Source organism: Pseudomonas sp., assembly GCF_030690725.1.
In the GTDB taxonomy this organism is placed as follows: Bacteria; Pseudomonadota; Gammaproteobacteria; order Pseudomonadales; family Pseudomonadaceae; genus Aquipseudomonas.
The window spans coordinates 1-20,852 of sequence record NZ_JAUYGD010000065.1; the positions used below are offsets into that span (position 1 = coordinate 1).

At 61.3% G+C, this 20,852-nt stretch carries 23 protein-coding genes; 9 read left to right on the top strand and 14 right to left on the bottom strand.

The features are described from left to right. On the bottom strand, positions 1 to 474 hold a 474-nt coding region (locus tag Q8O69_RS15360; protein ID WP_305593133.1), incomplete at its 3' end, for a GTP-binding protein. A gap of 161 nt (positions 475 to 635) precedes the next feature. Beyond that, positions 636 to 2,090, bottom strand: a complete 1,455-nt coding sequence (gene thiI / locus Q8O69_RS15365; RefSeq protein ID WP_305593134.1) for a tRNA uracil 4-sulfurtransferase ThiI — start codon at positions 2,088 to 2,090, stop codon at positions 636 to 638. Between the two features lie 330 nt (positions 2,091 to 2,420). On the opposite strand from thiI, the gene glnA reads away from it, so the two are divergent. The 5 genes from glnA to ntrC all read left to right on the top strand — a co-directional run bounded on the left by glnA (position 2,421) and on the right by ntrC (position 7,879). Then, the gene (gene glnA, locus Q8O69_RS15370; RefSeq protein WP_305593135.1) at positions 2,421 to 3,827 is read left to right on the top strand and encodes a glutamate--ammonia ligase; all 1,407 of its coding nucleotides are present in this window, start codon (positions 2,421 to 2,423) and stop codon (positions 3,825 to 3,827) included. Positions 3,828 to 3,999: 172 nt separating this feature from the next. Beyond that, positions 4,000 to 4,551: a DUF4124 domain-containing protein gene (locus Q8O69_RS15375; RefSeq protein ID WP_305593136.1), complete on the top strand. Its 552-nt coding sequence runs from the start codon at positions 4,000 to 4,002 to the stop codon at positions 4,549 to 4,551. A gap of 3 nt (positions 4,552 to 4,554) precedes the next feature. After that, positions 4,555 to 5,169 (top strand): DUF4124 domain-containing protein, encoded by a 615-nt coding sequence (locus Q8O69_RS15380; RefSeq protein ID WP_305593137.1) that lies wholly within the window; start codon positions 4,555 to 4,557, stop codon positions 5,167 to 5,169. A gap of 194 nt (positions 5,170 to 5,363) precedes the next feature. Continuing rightward, entirely contained in the window at positions 5,364 to 6,449 is a 1,086-nt protein-coding gene (gene glnL, locus Q8O69_RS15385; protein ID WP_305593138.1) for a nitrogen regulation protein NR(II), read from the top strand. Beyond that, positions 6,446 to 7,879, top strand: coding sequence for a nitrogen regulation protein NR(I) (gene ntrC / locus Q8O69_RS15390; protein WP_090254813.1), 1,434 nt, complete (start codon positions 6,446 to 6,448; stop codon positions 7,877 to 7,879). The genes glnL and ntrC overlap by 4 nt, the downstream gene beginning before the upstream one ends. Positions 7,880 to 8,168: 289 nt before the next feature. On the opposite strand, the gene Q8O69_RS15395 is transcribed toward ntrC, so the two are convergent. Continuing rightward, on the bottom strand, positions 8,169 to 8,600 hold the full coding sequence (locus tag Q8O69_RS15395) for a hypothetical protein (protein ID WP_305593139.1): 432 nt from the start codon (positions 8,598 to 8,600) through the stop codon (positions 8,169 to 8,171). Between Q8O69_RS15395 and trmL the strand changes: the two genes are divergently transcribed. Further along, complete coding sequence (gene trmL, locus Q8O69_RS15400) at positions 8,599 to 9,063, top strand: tRNA (uridine(34)/cytosine(34)/5-carboxymethylaminomethyluridine(34)-2'-O)-methyltransferase TrmL (RefSeq protein WP_167146493.1); 465 nt, start codon at positions 8,599 to 8,601, stop codon at positions 9,061 to 9,063. The genes Q8O69_RS15395 and trmL overlap by 2 nt on opposite strands. Before the next feature lie 124 nt (positions 9,064 to 9,187). Here trmL and secB read toward each other — a convergent pair whose 3' ends face one another. The 3 genes from secB to Q8O69_RS15415 are packed head-to-tail and all read right to left on the bottom strand — an operon-like array spanning position 9,188 to position 10,383. Beyond that, positions 9,188 to 9,673 carry a protein-export chaperone SecB gene (secB, locus tag Q8O69_RS15405; RefSeq protein WP_275962187.1) on the bottom strand — a complete coding sequence of 162 codons (486 nt, stop codon included), beginning with the start codon at positions 9,671 to 9,673 and terminating at the stop codon, positions 9,188 to 9,190. Positions 9,674 to 9,713: 40 nt separating this feature from the next. Beyond that, positions 9,714 to 9,968, bottom strand: a complete 255-nt coding sequence (gene grxC / locus Q8O69_RS15410) for a glutaredoxin 3 (protein WP_090254765.1) — start codon at positions 9,966 to 9,968, stop codon at positions 9,714 to 9,716. 1 nt (position 9,969) lies between these two features. Further along, positions 9,970 to 10,383: a rhodanese-like domain-containing protein gene (locus tag Q8O69_RS15415; protein ID WP_305593140.1), complete on the bottom strand. Its 414-nt coding sequence runs from the start codon at positions 10,381 to 10,383 to the stop codon at positions 9,970 to 9,972. A 289-nt stretch (positions 10,384 to 10,672) separates the two neighbouring features. Between Q8O69_RS15415 and gpmI the strand changes: the two genes are divergently transcribed. The 3 genes from gpmI (at position 10,673) to Q8O69_RS15430 (ending at position 14,945) form a co-directional block, all read left to right on the top strand. Then, positions 10,673 to 12,208, top strand: a complete 1,536-nt coding sequence (gpmI, locus tag Q8O69_RS15420; protein ID WP_305593141.1) for a 2,3-bisphosphoglycerate-independent phosphoglycerate mutase — start codon at positions 10,673 to 10,675, stop codon at positions 12,206 to 12,208. 160 nt (positions 12,209 to 12,368) lie between these two features. Beyond that, on the top strand, positions 12,369 to 13,610 hold the full coding sequence (locus Q8O69_RS15425) for a murein hydrolase activator EnvC (protein ID WP_305593142.1): 1,242 nt from the start codon (positions 12,369 to 12,371) through the stop codon (positions 13,608 to 13,610). Positions 13,611 to 13,649: 39 nt separating this feature from the next. Then, positions 13,650 to 14,945 carry a S41 family peptidase gene (locus Q8O69_RS15430; protein WP_305593143.1) on the top strand — a complete coding sequence of 432 codons (1,296 nt, stop codon included), beginning with the start codon at positions 13,650 to 13,652 and terminating at the stop codon, positions 14,943 to 14,945. Positions 14,946 to 15,073: 128 nt separating this feature from the next. Here the strand turns inward: Q8O69_RS15430 and Q8O69_RS15435 are convergent, their stop codons facing one another. From Q8O69_RS15435 to hisB, 8 genes are all read right to left on the bottom strand, one after another. Further along, positions 15,074 to 15,829 carry an ABC transporter substrate-binding protein gene (locus Q8O69_RS15435; protein WP_305593144.1) on the bottom strand — a complete coding sequence of 252 codons (756 nt, stop codon included), beginning with the start codon at positions 15,827 to 15,829 and terminating at the stop codon, positions 15,074 to 15,076. Positions 15,830 to 15,964: 135 nt separating this feature from the next. Continuing rightward, on the bottom strand, positions 15,965 to 16,720 hold the full coding sequence (locus Q8O69_RS15440; protein WP_305593145.1) for an ABC transporter substrate-binding protein: 756 nt from the start codon (positions 16,718 to 16,720) through the stop codon (positions 15,965 to 15,967). A 97-nt stretch (positions 16,721 to 16,817) separates the two neighbouring features. Further along, positions 16,818 to 17,555, bottom strand: a complete 738-nt coding sequence (locus tag Q8O69_RS15445; RefSeq protein ID WP_275962179.1) for an ABC transporter substrate-binding protein — start codon at positions 17,553 to 17,555, stop codon at positions 16,818 to 16,820. A gap of 164 nt (positions 17,556 to 17,719) precedes the next feature. Beyond that, positions 17,720 to 18,490, bottom strand: a complete 771-nt coding sequence (gene hisF, locus Q8O69_RS15450; protein WP_305593146.1) for an imidazole glycerol phosphate synthase subunit HisF — start codon at positions 18,488 to 18,490, stop codon at positions 17,720 to 17,722. A 77-nt stretch (positions 18,491 to 18,567) separates the two neighbouring features. Next, on the bottom strand, positions 18,568 to 19,305 hold the full coding sequence (hisA, locus tag Q8O69_RS15455; RefSeq protein WP_305593147.1) for a 1-(5-phosphoribosyl)-5-[(5-phosphoribosylamino)methylideneamino]imidazole-4-carboxamide isomerase: 738 nt from the start codon (positions 19,303 to 19,305) through the stop codon (positions 18,568 to 18,570). A 36-nt stretch (positions 19,306 to 19,341) separates the two neighbouring features. Further along, complete coding sequence (locus tag Q8O69_RS15460; protein ID WP_305593148.1) at positions 19,342 to 19,602, bottom strand: DUF2164 domain-containing protein; 261 nt, start codon at positions 19,600 to 19,602, stop codon at positions 19,342 to 19,344. Further along, the gene (gene hisH / locus Q8O69_RS15465) at positions 19,603 to 20,241 is read right to left on the bottom strand and encodes an imidazole glycerol phosphate synthase subunit HisH (RefSeq protein WP_305593149.1); all 639 of its coding nucleotides are present in this window, start codon (positions 20,239 to 20,241) and stop codon (positions 19,603 to 19,605) included. Further along, on the bottom strand, positions 20,242 to 20,835 hold the full coding sequence (gene hisB / locus Q8O69_RS15470) for an imidazoleglycerol-phosphate dehydratase HisB (protein ID WP_305593150.1): 594 nt from the start codon (positions 20,833 to 20,835) through the stop codon (positions 20,242 to 20,244). Between the last annotated feature and the right edge of the window lie 17 nt (positions 20,836 to 20,852).

Sequence of the window (20,852 nt, forward strand, 5' to 3'; positions counted from 1 at the left end):
CAGTTGCTCTTCGGTGGCGCCGAGGTTGTCGAACAGGTCGAAGATCTGCTCGACCACCCAATCCGGACGTGCGCCCGGACGGTCGACCTTGTTCACCACCACGATCGGACGCAGGCCAGCCTGGAAGGCTTTCTGGGTCACGAAGCGGGTTTGCGGCATCGGGCCGTCCTGTGCATCGACCACCAGCAGCACCGAGTCGACCATCGACATCACGCGCTCGACTTCACCGCCGAAGTCGGCGTGGCCGGGGGTGTCGACGATATTGATGTGGTGGCCATTCCAGTTGATCGCGGTGTTTTTCGCCAGGATGGTAATGCCGCGCTCTTTTTCCTGGTCGTTGCTGTCCATCAGGCGCTCGGTGTCGAGCTCGTTGCGCTCGAGGGTGCCGGACTGACGCAAGAGGGCGTCAACCAGAGTGGTCTTGCCATGGTCGACGTGGGCGATGATGGCGATGTTGCGTAGTTTTTCGATCACTGGTGTATCTCGATCAGAGGATTCGGTTTGCCGCATAGTTTACGCGGCAGATATTAACTAAATACGAATTCGGCCAGACGGTGCAAAAGCGCAGCGGCTTTTACCCCGCCTGCAGGTCGGGAGGGCGATGGCGGATGCTGCCGCCATTCAACCCGGGCGTCTTATGCCGGACGATAAACGCGCACATTGGCATACCCCTCGCTAAGCAGATGGTGGGCATGCAAACGACTCATGACGCCCTTGTCGCAATACAGCAGGTATTGGCGATTGGCATCCAGCTCTTTGAAGCGGCTGTTCAAGGCATAGAACGGCAGCGTTTGCACTTCGATACCGGGCAGCTCTAATGGCTGCTCTTCGGCGTTATCCGGGTGACGGATGTCAATGATGACATGACTGGTCAGGGCTTCGCTGACTTCCTCGACCTTGACGTCCTTGCCCAGCTCGTCGATCACCTTGTCGATCGGCAGCAAGGTCGCGCGCTCGAGGGCGCGCTGGAGAACCGCCATATCGAACTGGCGCTCCTCATGTTCGATACGCTCTTTTTTCGCCCGGGTGGTCGGATTCACCGAGATCACGCCGCAATACTCGGGCATGTGCCTGGCGAACTCGGCGGTGCCGATGGCCGTGGCGGTGTCGATGATGTCCTGCTTGTGGCTGGCGATCAGCGGGCGCAGCACCAGCATGTCGGTGGCCGAGTCGATCACCGAGAGGTTGGGCAGGGTCTGGCTGGAGACCTGAGAAATCGCCTCGCCGGTGACCAGGGCATTGATCTGCAGCTGCTCGGCCATGTGCGTGGCGGCGCGCAGCATCATGCGCTTGAGGATCACGCCCATCTGGCTGTTGTCGACCTTGCCGAGAATCTCGCCGAGCACTTCCTCGAAGGGCACGCTGATAAACAGCACGCGCTGGGAACGGCCGAACTTCTGCCACAGGTAATGCGCCACTTCCATGACGCCCAACTCGTGGGCACGGCCGCCCAGGTTGAAGAAGCAGAAGTGGGTGACCAGACCGCGGCGCATCATCTGGTAGGCGGCGACCGTGGAATCGAAACCGCCGGACATCAGCACCAGGGTCTGCTCCAGCGAACCCAGCGGGTAACCGCCCAGGCCCTGGTGCTGGTTATGGATGACGAACAGGCGCTGGTCGCGGATCTCCATGCGCACTTCGACTTCGGGCTGCTTCAGGTCGATGCCGGCGGCGCCGCACTGCTGGCGCAACTGGCTGCCGACATAGCGCTCGATGTCCATGGAACTGAAGGCGTGCTTGCCGGCACGCTTGCAGCGCACGGCGAAGATCTTGCCCGGCAAGCGGTCGCCGAAGTGCTGCTTGCATTTGTCCAGCACGTCGTCGAAGTCGCCCAGCGGGTATTCGTCGACCTGGAGAAAATGAGTGATGCCGGGAGTGCAGCTGAGCCGCTCGATCATCGCCTGCAGCGTCTTCGCCTCGCTGACCCGAGTCTCGACTTCCAGGTTGTCCCACACGCCACTGACCAGCAGCTGCGGATCGAGATCGCGCAGCACCGAGCGGATGTTCTTCGCCAACTGCCGGATAAAGTGCTTACGCACCGGCCGGCTTTTGATGGTGATTTCCGGAAAGACTTTAACGATCAGTTTCATTAAAACGGCGCATACCGAGACGGCTAAGAAAACAGGGGCGCGGATTATAGCGGAAATTGTGCAAGCTTTGATCAAAAATACCATTGCCCCGGTATTGCGCACCTTACTGGTGCATCGCAAGGCATCAGTGACCTATTTTGGTGCGCAGAATATCGTCCTGGCTACTCGCAGGCCCCGTCATGCCTGAGTTTCAGCCGCCCAACCCATTCCCGTGCACTGGCATGCAATTTGCTCCCTTGTGAGGCAGGTTATCCTGGCGGACTATCGCGCCGGACCGCACCCTATTATCGAGGGCTCACCATTCCGAGCCTTATCCACCTGGAGGACAGCATGTCGAAGTCGATTCAACTGATCAAAGAACACGACGTGAAGTGGGTTGACCTGCGCTTCACTGACACCAAGGGCAAGCAGCACCACATCACCATGCCCGCGCGTGACGCACTGGATGATGATTTTTTCGAAATCGGCAAGATGTTCGACGGCTCCTCCATTCATGGCTGGAAAGGCATCGAAGCCTCCGACATGATCCTGATGCCGGTCGACGACACTGCCGTACTCGACCCCTTCACCGAAGAGCCGACCCTGATCCTGGTCTGCAACATCGTCGAGCCGAGCACCATGCAGGGCTACGATCGCGACCCGCGCTCGATCGCCGCTCGCGCCGAGGAATACCTCAAGTCCACCGGCATCGGCGACACCGTGTTCGTTGGCCCGGAGCCCGAGTTCTTCATCTTCGACGAAGTGAAGTTCAAGTCCGACATCTCCGGCTCCATGTTCAAGATCTACTCCGAACAGGGCTCCTGGATGTCCGACCAGGACGTCGAAGGCGGCAACAAGGGCCACCGTCCAGGCGTCAAAGGCGGCTACTTCCCGGTTCCGCCGTTCGACCACGACCACGAAATCCGCACCGCCATGTGTAATGCCATGGAAGAAATGGGCCTGGTCATCGAAGTACACCACCACGAAGTGGCAACTGCCGGCCAGAACGAAATCGGCGTGCAGTTCAACACCCTGGTGAAAAAGGCTGACGAAGTTCAGACCCTGAAATACTGCGTGCACAACGTCGCCGATGCCTACGGCAAGACCGCTACCTTTATGCCGAAGCCACTGTACGGTGACAACGGTTCAGGCATGCACGTGCACCTGTCGATCAGCAAAGACGGCAAGAACACCTTCGCCGGCGAAGGCTATGCCGGCCTGTCCGATACCGCCCTGTACTTCATCGGCGGCATCATCAAGCACGGCAAGGCGCTGAACGGCTTCACCAACCCCTCGACCAACTCCTACAAACGTCTGGTTCCGGGCTTCGAAGCACCGGTAATGCTGGCCTACTCGGCACGTAACCGCTCCGCCTCGATCCGTATCCCGTATGTGTCGAGCCCGAAAGCCCGCCGCATCGAAGCACGCTTCCCGGATCCGGCTGCCAACCCGTACCTGGCCTTCGCCGCGCTGCTGATGGCCGGCCTGGACGGCATCCAGAACAAGATCCACCCCGGCGACGCGGCGGACAAGAACCTGTATGACCTGCCACCGGAAGAAGGCAAGCTGATCCCGCAAGTCTGCGGCAGCTTGAAAGAAGCCCTGGAAGAGCTGGACAAGGGCCGCGCGTTCCTGACCAAGGGCGGCGTGTTCTCCGACGACTTCATCGACGCTTACCTCGAGCTGAAGAGCGAAGAAGAAATCAAGGTTCGCACCTTCGTTCACCCGCTGGAATACGACCTGTACTACAGCGTCTAAGCCCGCAGGCAAGACCAGAGGCCACCTTCGGGTGGCCTTTTTTGTGGCCGCTCAGCGAACGCTTACGCGGAGCAGCCAATTTGTTGCGCCCGTCACGATCGCCACATCAGCGCCCTTGCCAGCGCGCCCCGCCAATGCAAGTCTTAGCCATACATCCACCGGGAGTCTGGCCATGCGCCGAATACTCACCTGCCTGCTGCTGGCCCTGGCCTTGCCGGCCAGCGCACAGATTTACAAGTACACCGACGCCAACGGCAACACGGTGTTTACCGACCAGCCACCGGAAGGCCAGGCGGCACAAAGCATCGAGCTGCCGACCACCAATACTGTCGAGATGTCCGCACCGAGCGTACCGGCCAGCGGCAGCCGCGAGGCCGAGCGGGAAGCGCCCTATAGCACCCTGCAACTCACCGACCTGCCCAGCGCTGAAGCCTTGCGCGCCAACAACGGCACCTTCAGCGTCGGCGTCGAGCTGGAGCCACGCCTGGCCCCCAGCCACCGCCTGCGCCTGCTGCTCGATGGCCAACCCTACGGCCAACCGAGCAATGTACCGCGCCTGCAATTGATCAATCTCGACCGCGGCGAACACAGCCTGGCGGTTGAAGTGCTGAGCGGCGACGAGTCGATCCAACAGAGCGCCAGCGTCACCTTCACCGTGCAGCGGGTCAATACCAGCAGCCCGGCGCTACGCCCGCCAGCAACGCCTCCCAAGCCGGCCCCCTGACCCATGCGCATCCTGCTGCTCTGCCTGTTACTGATTGGCCTGCCGGCTGCCGCCCAGGTCTATACCTATGTCGACGCGGACGGCAACCGCGTCTTCACCGACCGCCCCACCAGCGACAATGCTGAACGCGTTGAACTGCCCGCGACCAATAACATGAGCCTGCCCGCCAGCACCCCGCCCGCGGCTGCGGCCGCCTCGTCGACACCCGCGCCAGCCTACCGGATGCTGCGCATTCTGCTGCCGCTGCCCGATGCGACCATCCGCGACAACGCCGGCAGCCTGATCGTCACCGCCACCAGCGAGCCGGCACTGCACAGCGGCCACCGCTTTCGCCTGCTGCTGGACGGCCAGGCACGCGGCGAAGGCGGACGCAGCCCGGTTTTTGCGCTGGAGAACATCGACCGTGGCACCCACCAGTTGGCCGTGGAAATCCTCGACGCTCACGGCCGAACCCTGGAACGCACCCCCAGCCAGCCGCTGCATATGCTGCGTATTTCCATGGTGCAGAAACGCCTGGTCAAACCCTGCAAGCAAGACGATTACGGCGTGCGCCCGGAATGTCCCCTCAAGGACAAGCCGGCGCAGAAGCGCGACATCCCCTTCGTGCCCTTTATCTGATCGCGCAAACAGCGCACCATATTGGTGCGTAATGCCGCAGCAGCCACTATACTTTCCCTGTTTTGGTTCGCCCGCGCGCCCGGCTGCCGAACCGAATCTCCCCCAATTTGCCGCCATCGCTGATTCCGCGCGCCTTTTCGGGGCTTTGGTTTGCTTCTTGCATTTTCCTGCTGCATTGCCGGAAGCCTCTGCCTATGACTATCAATGACGCACTGCACCGCCTGCTACTGGACAACCTGACCACCGCCACCCTGCTGCTCAACGCCGAGCTGCGTCTGGAGTACATGAACCCGGCGGCGGAAATGCTCCTGGCCGTCAGCGGCCAGCGCAGCCATGGGCAATTCATCAGCGAGCTGTTCACCGAATCGGCCGAGGCCCTGAGCGCGCTACGCCAGGCCGTCGAAGAGGCGCATCCGTTCAACAAGCGCGAGGCGGTGCTGACCGCCGTCACCGGCCAGACCCTCACCGTCGATTACGCGGTGACGCCGATCCTCAATCGCGGCGAAACCCTGCTGCTGCTGGAGGTGCACCCGCGCGACCGCCTGCTGCGCATCACCAAGGAAGAGGCGCAACTGTCCAAGCAGGAAACCACCAAACTGCTGGTGCGCGGCCTGGCCCATGAGATCAAGAACCCGCTCGGCGGCATTCGCGGCGCCGCCCAGTTACTGGCCCGCGAGCTGCCGAACCAAGACCTCAAGGACTACACCAACGTCATCATCGAAGAAGCCGACCGCTTGAGAAACCTGGTCGACCGCATGCTCGGCTCGAACAAGCTGCCGTCGCTGGCGATGACCAACGTCCACGAAGTGCTGGAACGGGTCGGCAGCCTGGTCGAGGCAGAAAGCCAGGGCAGCATCATTTTGGTGCGCGATTACGACCCGAGCATTCCCGACGTATTGATCGATCGCGAGCAGATGATCCAGGCCGTGCTCAATATCGTGCGCAACGCCATGCAGGCAATCGGCGCGCAGAACGAACTGCGCCTGGGCCGCATCACCCTGCGCACCCGCACCCTGCGCCAGTTCACCATCGGCCATTGTCGCCATCGCCTGGTGACCAAGATCGAAATCATCGACAACGGCCCGGGCATTCCGGCCGAGCTGCAGGAAACCATCTTCTACCCCATGGTCAGCGGGCGTGCCGACGGCACCGGCCTGGGCCTGGCCATTACCCAGAACATCATTAGTCAGCACCAAGGTTTGATCGAGTGCGAGAGCCATCCTGGCCACACCGTGTTCTCGATCTTCCTGCCGCTGGAACAAGGAGTAACTCCGTCATGAGTCGCAGTGAAACCGTCTGGATTGTCGATGACGACCGCTCCATCCGCTGGGTCCTGGAAAAAGCCCTGCAACAGGAAGGTATGACCACCCAGAGCTTCGACAGCGCCGATGGCGTGCTCAGCCGCCTGAGCCGTCAGCAACCCGATGTGATCATTTCCGATATCCGTATGCCGGGGGCCAGCGGCCTTGATCTGCTGGCGCGCATCCGCGAGCTGTACCCGCGCCTGCCGGTGATCATCATGACCGCGCATTCCGACCTGGACAGCGCCGTGGCGTCCTACCAGGGCGGCGCGTTCGAATACCTGCCCAAGCCGTTCGACGTCGACGAGGCGGTGTCGCTGGTCAAGCGCGCCAATATGCATGCGCAGGAGCAGCAGAGCCTGGCCGTTCCGGTCGAGCAGCCACGTACGCCGGAGATCATCGGCGAAGCGCCGGCCATGCAGGAGGTGTTCCGCGCCATCGGCCGTCTCTCGCACTCCAATATCACCGTGCTGATCAACGGCGAATCCGGTACCGGCAAAGAACTCGTGGCCCACGCCCTGCACCGCCACAGCCCACGCGCCGCCTCGCCGTTTATCGCGCTGAACATGGCGGCGATTCCCAAGGACCTGATGGAATCCGAGCTGTTCGGCCATGAAAAAGGCGCTTTTACCGGTGCAGCCAACCAGCGTCGCGGGCGTTTCGAACAGGCCGATGGCGGCACGCTGTTTCTCGATGAAATCGGCGATATGCCGGCCGATACCCAGACTCGCCTGTTGCGCGTACTGGCCGACGGCGAGTTCTACCGGGTCGGCGGCCACACGCCGGTAAAGGTCGATGTGCGCATCATCGCTGCCACCCACCAGAACCTGGAAAGCCTGGTGCAGGCCGGCAAGTTCCGTGAAGACCTGTTCCACCGCCTTAACGTGATCCGCATTCATATCCCGCGCCTGTCGGATCGCCGCGAAGACATTCCGACCCTGGCCCGGCACTTCCTTAGCCGCGCCGCGCTGGAGCTGGCGGTCGAGCCCAAGCTGCTGAAAAGCGAAACCGAAGACTACCTGCAGCAGCTGCCGTGGCCAGGCAACGTGCGCCAGCTGGAGAACACCTGCCGCTGGATCACCGTGATGGCCTCGGGCCGTGAGGTGCATGTCGACGACCTGCCGCCGGAGCTGCTCAGCCAGCCGCAGGAAAGCGCACCGGTGAGCAACTGGGAACAGGCGCTGCGCCAATGGGCCGATCAGGCGCTGGGCCGCGGTCAGTCCAGCCTGCTGGATACCGCCGTGCCGGCCTTCGAGCGGATCATGATCGAGACCGCCCTCAAGCACACCGCCGGCCGCCGCCGCGACGCCGCCGTGCTACTGGGCTGGGGCCGCAACACCCTGACCCGCAAGATCAAGGAACTGGGCATGAACGTCGAAAGCGCCGATGACGAGGACAGCGACGACTAAACCGCTCACGCCGCACTGGACGCAAAACGGGCCCACCAGGGCCCGTTTTTATTTACACCGGTAAACAACCTGAGAATGCGCCAGAGCAATGCACCGGCATCGACCCTGTGCACAGCGACGGTTCACATCCCAGCGCCTGCGTCGCGCCAGCAGCACCCTAGACAACCGCTGAAACCCAGCATTTACGCGGCCTGCAGCCAACGTAACAAAACTGGCACACAGCCTGCATAGACTCAAGTAATCCCAGTTTTGGGGACCTTGGTACAGGCAGGCCGGGGATTCCCCTCTTTTATTGCTCCACCAGGCTGACTACCAGCCGCCAGCGCCCGTCCACTTCCTCAGCGCGCCACTCACCGCGCAATGGACGGGCTGCCACCACCCTCAGCAACAAATCCCTTCGCTCGCGCTGCAAACGCCAATTGGCCAACCTTCCCTGCACGTGCAGCTGGCCCTGTTGCTGGCGGCCAAAACTCTGCAGGCGCAGGATAAACACACCGTCGGCATGCTCCTCGCGCGGCACTGGCTCGACGTTGAACCACAGCTCAAGGCCCTGCTCGACCACATCCACGCGCTCAAGCCACAGCGGGTCCGGCTGCAACAGCCGACCAATCATCAAACCGATTAAAAAACCAAACACCGCCAATGAAGCAATCACCCGCACCCACGGACGGGGGCGCGGGTCTGTAGAATGCTGCTCGTCTTCAAGCTCGGAGCCGCGCATGTTTCACGTCATCCTTTTTCAACCGGAAATACCGCCCAATACCGGCAACATTATCAGGCTCTGCGCCAACAGCGGCTGCCACCTGCACCTGATCGAGCCGCTGGGCTTCGAACTGGATGACAAACGCCTGCGCCGCGCCGGCCTGGATTACCACGAATACGCCACCCTGCAGCGCCACGCCGACCTCGACAGCTGCCTGGCCAGCATCGGCCAGCCGCGCGTGTTTGCCTTTACCACCAAGGGTTCACAGGCGTTCCACGACGTTAGCTATCAGCCTGGCGATGCGTTCCTGTTTGGCCCGGAAAGCCGCGGCCTGCCTCAGGAGATTCGCGACAGCCTGCCGCCCGAACAACGCCTGCGCCTGCCGATGCGCGAAGGCTGCCGCAGCCTGAACCTGTCCAATACCGTCGCCGTGGCGGTCTATGAAGCCTGGCGTCAGCAAGGTTTTGCCGACGCACAGTAGCGCCCATAAAAAATTGCCGGGAGCAATTTTTAACGTCGCGCAGCGACGGCCTGCAGGGTGGCCGCCAGGGATGGCAGCCCATAAAAAACGCCCCGTAGGGCGTTTTTTGTTCCAACCGCAAACCTTAGTGTGCGGTGGCCACTTCGCCGGCCTGCTGCATACGCTGCAGTTCCTGGGCGTAGAGGGCGTCGAAGTTCACCGGAGCCAGCATCAGCGCCGGGAACGAGCCACGCACAACCAGGCTGTCCAGGGTTTCGCGGGCATAGGGGAAGAGGATGTTCGGGCAGAACGCGCCCAGGGTGTGGCTCATGGAAGCCGCGTCCAGCCCCTTGATCAGGAAGATACCGGCCTGCTGAACTTCAGCGATAAAGGCGGTTTCTTCGCCAGTCTTCACGGTTACCGAGAGGGTCAGCACCACTTCGTGGAAGTCGCCGTCCAGCGCCTTCTGACGGGTGTTGAGGTCCATGGCGACGCTAGGCGCCCACTCCTGACGGAAGATTTCCGGGCTCTTCGGCGCTTCGAAGGACAGGTCACGTACATAGATACGCTGCAGGGAGAATTGTGGGTTTTGTTCGCCCTGAGCGGCGCCGTTGCTAGCTTGTTCTGTCATGGCAAAGCCTTCTTGTCGTTAGGTACGGGTAAACAGGGAATTAAGCCTTAAGCAGCGCGTCGAGCTTGCCCGCGCGTTCCAGGGCGTAAAGATCATCGCAACCACCCACGTGGGTGTCGCCGATCCAGATCTGCGGCACCGAGGTCTGCCGCGCCTTGCGGGTCATTTCAGCACGCACATCCGGTTTGCCATCAACCTTGATCTCGTTAAAGGCCACGCCTTTGTGCGTCAGCAGTTGTTTGGCGCGGATGCAGTACGGGCACCAATCGCTGGAATAGATGACGACAGGCTGCATCTCACTTCACCAATGGCAGGTTGTCGCCACGCCAGCTGGCAATCCCGCCGGACAGCTTGGCAGCGGTGAAGCCGGCCTTTTTCAGGTCACGGCAAACGCCGCCGCTGTGCTGGCCCATGGCGTCGACCACGATGATGGTCTTGGCCTTGTGCTTGTCCAGCTCAACCATACGCCCAGCGAGCTTTTCAAAGGGGATATTCAGCGCGCCGACGATATGCCCGGCAGAAAAGTCCTTCTGCCCGCGAATATCCAGCACCACGCCCTGCTCGCTGTTAACCAGTGCGGTCAGCTCGCGGCTGCTCAGGCTCTGCCCGCCCTTGCGCGCTTCAGTGAAGATCAGCAGCGCAAGCAAAGTTGCGAACAAACCGCTCAGGACATAGTGGGTAGTGGCAAATTCAATCAAGTTGGCAAGCATTGTGCGGTTCCGGGGCGGTAAAATGTCGGCCAGTATACACAGCCGCACAGGTCGGCCAAACCCCGCCCGGCGGTGACGTTTGCCACACATGGCCGTAAAATGCCCAGCCTCAGAACCGGCTCAAAGTCTGCTGCGCGTCGGCCCTGCTGCGTTAAAAACAGCCTCGGAATGCTCATGTACAAAAGTACACTCCGCTTCCTCGCCTGTTTTTGCCTTGCAGGACTCTAGCTCGCGAGACGTTGAACCGATTCTTTGTTTCCCGCCCATCGACCCAGAGCGAACCAGCTTTATGAGCGCCACGCCCAAACCCCTGGTACTGATCATCCTCGATGGCTTCGGCCACAGTGACAGCCCCGAATCCAACGCCATCATGGCGGCCAACACGCCGGTCTACGACCATCTGCGCGCCACCCAGCCCCACGGACTGATCTCGGGCTCAGGCATGGACGTGGGCCTGCCGGACGGGCAGATGGGCAATTCCGAGGTCGGCCATATGAACCTCGGCGCGGGCCGCGTGGTGTATCAGGATTTCACCCGGGTGACCAAAGCGATTCGCGATGGCGATTTCTTCACTAATCCAGCCATCACCAGCGCTGTGGACAAGGCGGTAAGCGCCGGCAAGGCCGTGCATATCCTCGGTTTGCTCTCCGACGGCGGCGTACACAGCCATCAGGACCATCTGGCGGCCATGGTCGAACTGGCCGCCCAACGCGGTGCCGAGCGTATCTACCTGCATGCCTTCCTTGACGGCCGCGACACGCCACCGAAAAGCGCGCAGCCGTCCATCGAGCTGCTCGACGCCACCTTCGCCAAGCTCGGCAAGGGCCGCATCGCCAGCCTCAGCGGCCGCTACTTCGCCATGGACCGCGACAACCGCTGGGACCGTGTCGAGCAGGCCTACGGATTGCTGGTCGACGGTAACGGCCAGTTCAACGCTGCCACTGCCGTGGAAGGCCTGCAGGCCGCCTACGAGCGTGGCGAAAGCGATGAGTTCGTCAAAGCCACTACCATTGGCGAGCCAGTACGAATGGAAGACGGCGACGCCGTGGTGTTTATGAACTTCCGCGCCGACCGTGCCCGCGAACTGACCCGCGCCTTTGTCGAACCGGGCTTCAAGGAGTTCGAGCGCACGCGCGTGCCACAACTGGCCGGCTTCGTCATGCTCACCCAGTACGCCGCAAGCATCCCGACACCCAGCGCTTACAAGCCGGAAGCCCTGACCAATGTGCTCGGCGAATACCTGGCGAACAACGGCAAAACCCAGCTGCGCATCGCCGAAACCGAGAAATACGCCCACGTTACCTTCTTCTTCTCCGGCGGGCGTGAAGAACCCTTTGCCGGTGAAGAACGCATCCTGATCCCTTCGCCAAACGTCGCCACCTATGACCTGCAGCCGCAGATGAGCGCGCCGGAAGTCACCGACAAAATTGTCGACGCCATCGAAAACCAGCGTTATGACGTGATCATCGTCAACTACGCCAACGGCGACATGGTCGGCCACACCGGCGTGTTTTCCGCCGCAGTGGCCGCCGTGGAATGCCTGGACGGCTGCGTCGGCCGTATCGTCGCCGCGCTGGACAAAGTCGGCGGCGAAGCGCTGATCACCGCCGACCACGGCAACGTCGAGCAGATGGCCGACGAAAGCACCGGCCAGGCGCACACCGCACACACCTGCGAGCCGGTGCCGTTTATCTATGTCGGCAAGCGCCCGGCGACCATTCGCGCTGGCGGTGTGCTGGCCGACGTAGCCCCGACCCTACTGACCCTGATGGGCTTGCCGGTACCGGCGGAAATGACCGGCACCAGCATCGTCGAGCTGAACTAAGCTGCTGCCCGCCGGCCAGGTGCAATGCCTGGCCTGCGGGCAAATTGCCGGCTACCTCACGCTGCAAGTGCAGCCCCGCGCACAGCGCTGATGACATGCAGCTTGCCGCTGTTTTTTTAGGCATACTAGGCGCGTCCTTGCCCCAGGTGCTGCCAGCCCCATGTTTCGTGCCCTCGCCCTTATTTTCCTGACCCTCCTGCTGCCGCCTGCCTTCGCCGACGAGAAGAGCGATGCGCAGAAGCAACTGGATGCCACGCGCGCCGATGTCGCCGAGCTGAAGCAACTGCTGGAGAAGCTGCAGCAGGAAAAATCCGGCGTGCAGAAAGACCTGAAGAAAACCGAAAGCGAGATGGGCCAGCTGGAGAAACAGGTCAAAGGCCTGCAGCAGGACCTGAAAAAGAGCGAAGAGGAAATCCAGCGCCTCGATAAAGAGAAAAAAAAACTCGAGGGCGCGCGCCTTGAACAGCAGCGCCTGATCGGCATCCAGGCCCGCGCCGCCTACCAGAGCGGTCGCCAGGAATACGTCAAACTGCTGCTCAACCAGCAGAACCCGGAAAAATTCTCGCGCACCCTGACTTACTACGACTACCTCAGCGAAGCGCGCATGGAACAACTCGCCGCCTTCAATGAAACCCTGCGCCAGCTGGCCAATGTCGAGCTGGATATCGCCAACCAGCAAAGCCAGCTGCTGGAGCAGAAAAGCGCTCTGGATGGCCGCCGCGAACAACTCGCCAGTGTGCGCAAGGAGCGTCAGCTGGCGCTGGCCAAGCTGAACACGGAATTCTCCGCCCGCGACCAGAAGCTCAAGGCCCGCCAGCAGGAACAGGCCAACCTGGCGCGGGTGCTGAAAACCATCGAGGAAACCCTCGCTCGCCAGGCTCGCGAAGCTGAAGCCGCGCGCCAGCAAGCCCTGCTCGCCGAACGCGAACAATCACGCAGCAGCACTAATCCGGCGCCGACGGGTCCACTGGTGAGTTCTGGCGCCAGCTTTGGCGGTCCATTCGCCAAGGCCCGGGGCAAATTGCCCTGGCCGGTTGATGGTCGCCTGGTGGCCCGCTACGGCACACCACGCGGTGGCGATGCTCGTACCAAATGGGATGGCGTGCTGATCGGCGCCTCCGCTGGCAGCCAGGTACATGCCGTGCATGGCGGCCGCGTAGTGTTTGCCGACTGGTTGCGTGGCGCCGGGCTTCTGGTCATTCTCGACCATGGCAACGGCTACTTGAGCCTCTACGGGCATAACCAGAGCCTGCTCAAGGATGCCGGCGACGTGGTCAAAGCCGGCGAAGCCATCGCCACCGTTGGCAACAGCGGCGGCCAGGAAACCCCAGCACTGTATTTCGCAATTCGCCAGCAGGGCCGCCCGATCGACCCCGCTCAATGGTGCCGCGCACAAGGATAAGTGTCGCGATTACCGCTTTAGGACAGGAGTAAGTTCGACATGCCGCATCTGTTCCGCCTCACCGCCCTCGCGCTGGCCGTTACCCTGCTGGGTAGCACTGCCGTATTTGCCGCGCCAGCACCGGCCACCGCCAACGACAGCGCGCCACTGCCGCTGGACGACCTGCGCACCTTTGCCGAAGTGATGGACCGCATCAAGTCCGCCTATGTCGAGCCGGTCAGCGACAAGACTCTGCTGGAAAACGCGATCAAGGGCATGCTCAGCAACCTTGACCCGCACTCGGCCTACCTGGAGCCGGAAGCCTTCCGCGACCTGCAGGAAAGCACCAGCGGCGAGTTCGGCGGTCTGGGCATCGAGCTCGGCAGCGAAGACGGCTTTCTCAAAGTGGTCTCGCCAATCGATGACACACCAGCCTCCGCTGCTGGCATCCAGCCGGGCGACCTGATCGTGAAGATCGACGGCCAGCCCACCAAGGGCTTGTCGTTGATGGAAGCCGTCGAGAAGATGCGCGGCAAAGCTGGCAGCAACATCGAGCTGACCCTGGTACGCGAAGGCGGCAAGCCCTTCGATGTCGAGCTGACGCGCGCGGTGATCAAGGTCAAGAGTGTGAAAAGCCAGCTGCTCGACGACGGCTACGGCTATGTGCGCATCACCCAGTTCCAGGTCAACAGCGGCGAAGAAGTCGGCAAAGCCCTGGCCAAGCTGCGCAAGGACAACGGCAAGAAGCTGCGCGGCCTGGTCCTCGACCTGCGCAACAACCCCGGCGGCGTGCTGCAGGCGGCGGTGGAGGTCACCGACCATTTCCTCAAGAAGGGCCTGATCGTCTACACCGAAGGGCGCATCACCAACTCCGAGCTGCGCTTCAATGCCGATCCGGCCGACGCCAGCGAAGGCGTGCCGCTGGTGGTGTTGATCAACGGTGGCAGCGCCTCGGCCTCCGAGATTGTCGCCGGCGCTCTGCAGGATCACAAACGCGGCGTGCTGATGGGCACCGACAGCTTCGGCAAAGGTTCGGTGCAAACCGTGCTGCCACTGAACAATGACCGCGCGCTGAAACTCACCACCGCGCTGTATTTCACTCCCAAGGGCCGCTCGATCCAGGCTCAGGGCATCGTCCCGGACATCGAGGTAGCGCGCGCCAAGCTCACCCGTGAGCAGGATGAAAGCGGCATCAAGGAAGCCGACCTGCAAGGTCACCTGGGCAATGGTAACGGCGGCGCCGACAAGCCCAGCAAGGGCAAAAGCAGCACCCCGGCACGCCCACAGGATGACGACTACCAGCTGAGCCAGGCCCTCAACCTGCTCAAGGGCCTAAGCGTTACCCGCGGCGACTGATCTCCCCCTCTGTAGGAGCGGGCCATGCCCGCGAACCCGCAATCGCGGCCATGGGCCGCTCCTACAGATAGCCAAGAAAAAGCCCGACCTTGATCACTCAAGGTCGGGCTTTTTAATAACGCCTGAAGTTACAGGTAGTTATTGGTCATTTCGTCGATAAAGCCTTCGGCACGCAGTTCATCCAACGCCTTCTGCAGACGCTGCACCACCTCATCCGGGGTGTCCTTGTTCAGCGCCAGATACAGCTCCGCCTCGTTGAAGCGCAGCGCGGTATTCAGGCCGCTGACGCCTTCCTGCTTGGCCAGGTAGCGACCGACCGGGTCAGTGGTGGCCCACAGGTCGATTTTGCCGCTGAGCAGCTTCTTGATGTTTTCCTGATCACGCAACGCATTGATCGGGCTCAACCCCTGGCTTTCCAGATGCTGGCTGACCGCGTCGTTCTTGTAGGCACCGATCTGGTACTGAGCGGCGTCCTTAAGACTGGCGACGCTCAAGTTATTACCCGGCGCAGCCAATAGCACCCAACCCGTCTTGGCCAATGGCCCCACCCACTTGAACAGTGGCTGACGCTCAGGAGTGAAGGTGGTGGAGAACAGACCGTAGTTGGGCTTGTCCAGGGTCAGGCGATACAAGCGATCCCAGGGGAAGCGCAGGGTCAGGGTGTAATTGATGCCGGCGCGCTTGAACATCTCACGGACGACTTCAGTGCTGATGCCATCGATACCGTCGTCGCGGGCGTAGTTCTTGTCATCCACGGCCATGTTGAATGGCGGGAAGTTCTCGGTCAGCAACACCACTTTGTAATCGGCTGGAAGCTCTGCACGGGCTGCGCAGGCACTCAGGACAAGCCCGAACAATAGGCTGGCTTTCAGGGTTTTCAACATAGGTCATTCCGCTCGCATGAATTGTGATTATGGCTAGCGGCATCCATGCTCGGGCGAATCCCGGCGACGTATGGTACGTGGCGTCAGCCATCCATGGCCGCGGGCTGGCTTGTGGCCGACCCGCTGGTGTACGTATTACAGGTAGTTGTTCAGGGTATCGTCGACAAAGCCTTCGCTGCGCATCTTGTCCAGCTCGGCTTGCAGCTTCTGTACAACCTCGTCCGGCACCTCTTTGTTCAGCGCCAGATACAGCTCTGCACTATCGAAACGCAGAATGGTTTTCAGGCCAGAAATACCGTCCTGCTTGGCCAGGTAGCGGCCGGCAGGGTCGCCGGTTGCCCACAGGTCAATCTGACCGGCCATCAGCTTCTTGGCGTTTTCCGTATCGCGCAGGGCAGTAATCGGCTCCAGGCCTTTCTCCACCAGGTGCTCGGCAATCGCGTCGCCCTTGTAGGCACCGACCTTGTACTGCTTGGCGTCTTCCAGGCTGTTCAGGGTAATGCTGCTGTCGGCCTTGCCGAGCAGCACCCAGTCATCCGGGCCAATCGGGCCGACCCATTTGAACAGCGCCTCACGCTCCGGTAGCCGCGCCGCAACAAACACGCCGTAGCCAGGCTTGTCCAGCGCCAGCTTGTAGATGCGATCCCAAGGGAAACGCAGGGTCATGCTGTACTGAATACCGGCGCGCTTGAACATCTCGCGGATGATATCCACGGCAATACCGTCGATATTGTCTTCCTGGGCGAAGTTCTTGCCGTTGATCGCCATGTTGTACGGCGGGAAATTCTCGGTCAGCAGGACCATGCGGTAGTTCGGGTCAATTTCGGCCCGAGCACTGCCCGCGAGCACCATAACTGTGCCGGCGAGGGCGACTAGTAATTGTTTGAACATGATGTCTCACATCGATAGTTGGGCTGAGCATACAAGCATACCCAGCACGTCCGACTAAGCCCAGCCCAGGTTTTGCGCAGGTACGGCAGCAACACGCTTACAGATAACCGTCCTTGATCGTACCCAGCTCACCTTGAGCGCGCATATCGTCCAGGGCTTTCTGCAACTTCTGCACCACATCATCGGGCGTCTCTATATTCAGCGCCAAGTAGAGGTCGGCACTGTTGAAACGATGCACCACCTTGAGCGCACCCAGTGGCGACTGCTTGGCCATATAGCGCCCACCGACTTCATCGGTGGCCCACAGATCGATCACATCCTTCTCCAGCTTGCTGAGATTTTCCTTGTCCTGCAGGCTGGTTTGCACTGTAACGCCACGCTCGATCAGAAATTGCGAAATCGCGTCGTCGCGATAACCGCCGATCCGATAAGCACCAGCCTGCTCCAGGCTGTCCAACGTAATGCTGCTATCGGCCTTAGCTAGCAACACCCAATCGCTTACCGCAATCGGCCCAACCCACTTGAACAGCGACTCACGCTCCGCCGTGCGAATAGTGGAGAACACCCCATAACCCTTGCTCTCGAGCGCCTGCTTGTACTGACGATCCCAGGGGAAGCGCAGAATCATCTGGCACTCAAGCTGCGCCTTGCTGCACAGCGCACGCACCGTATCGCTGCTAATGCCCTGCACATCAGCATCCTTGGCAAAATTGCCACCACTGGCCGCCATGCTGAACGGCGGCAGGTTTTCGGTAAGCAGAACCAGAGGCTCTGCGCGAGCCAGGCTGACAGCACACAACAGCCAAACCGCGGTGAATAGCCGGATAGCGGGCATAAGAACTCCGTGTATGGAAAAACCATTTATTAGAAATAGGAGCGCTCAAAGGGATGCCCAATGCATCGACCTGAGCGCAAACATTCTGATTTTAGCGGGCTAGTCGACATTTTGCTGTCGACTCGCCCGCAGCAGTGGCCGGCAGAGCTGCCGGCCAGCGAGGTTTAGCGCACGACAATCCCGCGAGCAGCCATATACGCCTTGGCTTCCGGCACGGTGTATTCGCCGAAGTGGAAGATGCTTGCAGCCAGTACCGCAGCGGCCTTGCCTTCAATAATGCCGTCAGCCAGGTGCTGCAGATTGCCGACGCCACCGGAGGCGATCACCGGGATGCCGACCATTTCGCTGATGGCGCGGGTTACGCCGAGGTCATAACCGCTCTTTACGCCGTCCTGATCCATGCTGGTCAGGAGGATTTCGCCGGCGCCGAGGTCTTCCATCTTCTTCGCCCAGAGCACCGCATCCAGGCCGGTGGGTTTGCGCCCGCCGTGGGTGAAGATTTCCCAGCGCGGGGTTTCGCCCGGTTTGGAGACTTTCTTGGCGTCGATGGCGACGACGATGCACTGCGAGCCAAAGCGTGAGGCGGCTTCGCCGACGAACTCCGGAGTAAACACCGCAGCGGTGTTGATCGAGACCTTGTCAGCACCGGCATTCAGCAGGTTGCGGATGTCCTGCACGGTGCGCACACCGCCACCCACGGTCAGCGGAATAAACACCTGGCTGGCCATGCGCTCCACGGTATGCAACGTGGTGTCGCGGCCATCACTGCTGGCGGTGATGTCGAGAAAGGTAATCTCGTCGGCACCCTGCTCATCGTAACGCCGGGCGATTTCCACCGGGTCGCCAGCGTCGCGGATGTTCTCGAACTGCACGCCCTTGACCACGCGGCCGTTGTCCACGTCGAGGCAGGGGATAATGCGTTTAGCCAGTGCCATACGGAGCTCCCGTAGGGTGGGTGCAACCCACCGATAAAGATTGCGTCAATTGCGGCGGGTTTCACGCGCCCTACGGTTTAGCCCTTGAAGTTATCGCAGAAGGCCTGGGCCTCGGCCACATCCAGGGTGCCTTCGTAAATGGCCCGGCCGGTGATCGCGCCGATGATGCCGGGCGAGCGCGCCAGCAGCAGTTTCTCGATATCACCCAAGTTGTGGATGCCGCCGGAGGCGATTACCGGAATGCGGCTGGCCGCAGCCAGGGCCGCAGTGGCTTCGATGTTGCAGCCCTGCATCATGCCGTCTTTGGCGATATCGGTATAAACGATCGAAGACACGCCGTCTGCTTCAAACTGCTTGGCCAGATCGATGACTTGCACGGTGCTGATTTCAGCCCAGCCGTCAGTGGCGACAAAACCATCTTTGGCGTCGAGGCCGACGATAATTTTGCCCGGAAAAGCACGACAGGCTTCAGCAACGAACGCCGGATCTTTCACGGCCTTGGTGCCGATGATCACGTAGCTGACGCCGGCCTTGACGTAATGCTCGATGGTTTCCAGCGAGCGGATACCGCCACCGATCTGGATCGGCAGGTGCGGGTAGCGCTTGGCGATGGCGGTGACTACTTCACCGTTGACCGGCTGACCTTCGAAGGCACCGTTGAGGTCGACCAGGTGCAGACGGCGGCAGCCGCCCTCGACCCACTTGGCGGCCATGCTCACCGGGTCATCGGAAAACACCGTGGAGTCTTCCATGCGGCCCTGGCGCAGACGCACGCAAGCGCCGTCCTTCAGATCGATAGCGGGGATAATCAGCATCGGTTGAACCTGCTCAAGTCGTGTGAATTCGGTGGGTCAGCTCTTTTCCAGCGCCCAGAGGTCGCTTTCGATGCTCTCGAACCGTTCTTTCAGGTGAGTCTGCACATCGAAAATCGCCCGGTTGTAGTAGTGCGGTGCAATCTCGCGGGCAAACAGCTCCAGCACTTCGGCGGCCTCGAAGCTGCCCAGCTCAAGCTCGAAGCGCTCAGCCATAAAACGCTTGAACACCAGGCAGGCTTCACGCTCCTGCTCGGCGCTCAAGGTCATCAGCGGCGGCTTGCTCTTGGCCCGGCTCATTTACCAGCGACCATCCCAGGCGGCGAAGTTCTGCAGCAACTGCAGGCCGTGGGTGTGGCTCTTTTCCGGGTGGAATTGCACGGCAAAGCGCGAACCTTCAGCCAACGCTGCGGCGAAATCCTTGCCGTAATGCCCGCGACCGACAACCTGCTTGGGGTTGCCGGCCTCGATGTAATAGCTGTGCACAAAGTAGAAGCGCGCCAGGTCCGGGATGTTGTGCCACAGCGGGTGTTTGACCGACTGCGCCACCTCGTTCCAGCCCATATGCGGCACCTTCAGCGGCTCGCCGTCTTCGACCATGCCCTTGCCGAAGAAGCGCACCTGGCCAGGGAACAGACCGATGCAATCAACGCCGTCGTTCTCTTCACTGTGCTCCAGCAGCGCTTGCATACCCACGCAGATACCGAGAAACGGCCGATCCGCGCTGACTTCACGCACCAGGCTGTCGAAGCCCAGGCGCTTGATTTCGGCCATGCAATCGCGAATCGCGCCGACGCCGGGGAATACCACGCGGTCGGCTTCGCGAATCACCTGGGCATCGCTGGTCACCAGCACCTTGCCGGCACCTACGTGCTCAAGGGCCTTGGCCACCGAGTGCAGGTTGCCCATGCCGTAGTCGATTACTGCAACTGTCTGCATTTACAGGCAGCCCTTGGTCGACGGCATCTGCCCGGCCATGCGCGGGTCCAGCTCGACGGCCATGCGCAGCGCGCGGCCGAAGGCTTTGAATACCGTTTCGATCTGGTGGTGGGTGTTGGTGCCGCGCAGGTTGTCGATGTGCAGCGACACCAGCGCGTGGTTGACGAAGCCCTGGAAGAACTCCTGGAACAGATCCACATCGAAGCCGCCAACCACCGCGCGGGTGAACGGCACGTGCATCTGCAAGCCGGGACGACCGGAGAAGTCGATCACCACGCGCGACAGCGCTTCATCCAGCGGCACGTAGGAATGGCCGTAACGGGTCATACCTTTCTTGTCGCCGATGGCCTTGGTGAACGCCTGGCCGAGGGTGATACCGACGTCTTCCACGGTGTGGTGGTCGTCGATATGCAGGTCGCCCTTGCACTCGATATCCAGGTCGATCAAACCATGGCGGGCGATCTGGTCGAGCATGTGCTCGAGGAATGGCACGCCAATATCGAACTTGGCCTTGCCAGTCCCATCCAGGTTGATCGAGACCTTGATCTGGGTCTCCAGGGTATTGCGCTCGACGGATGCCGTACGTTCGGCCATCACCAGCTCCAGAAATT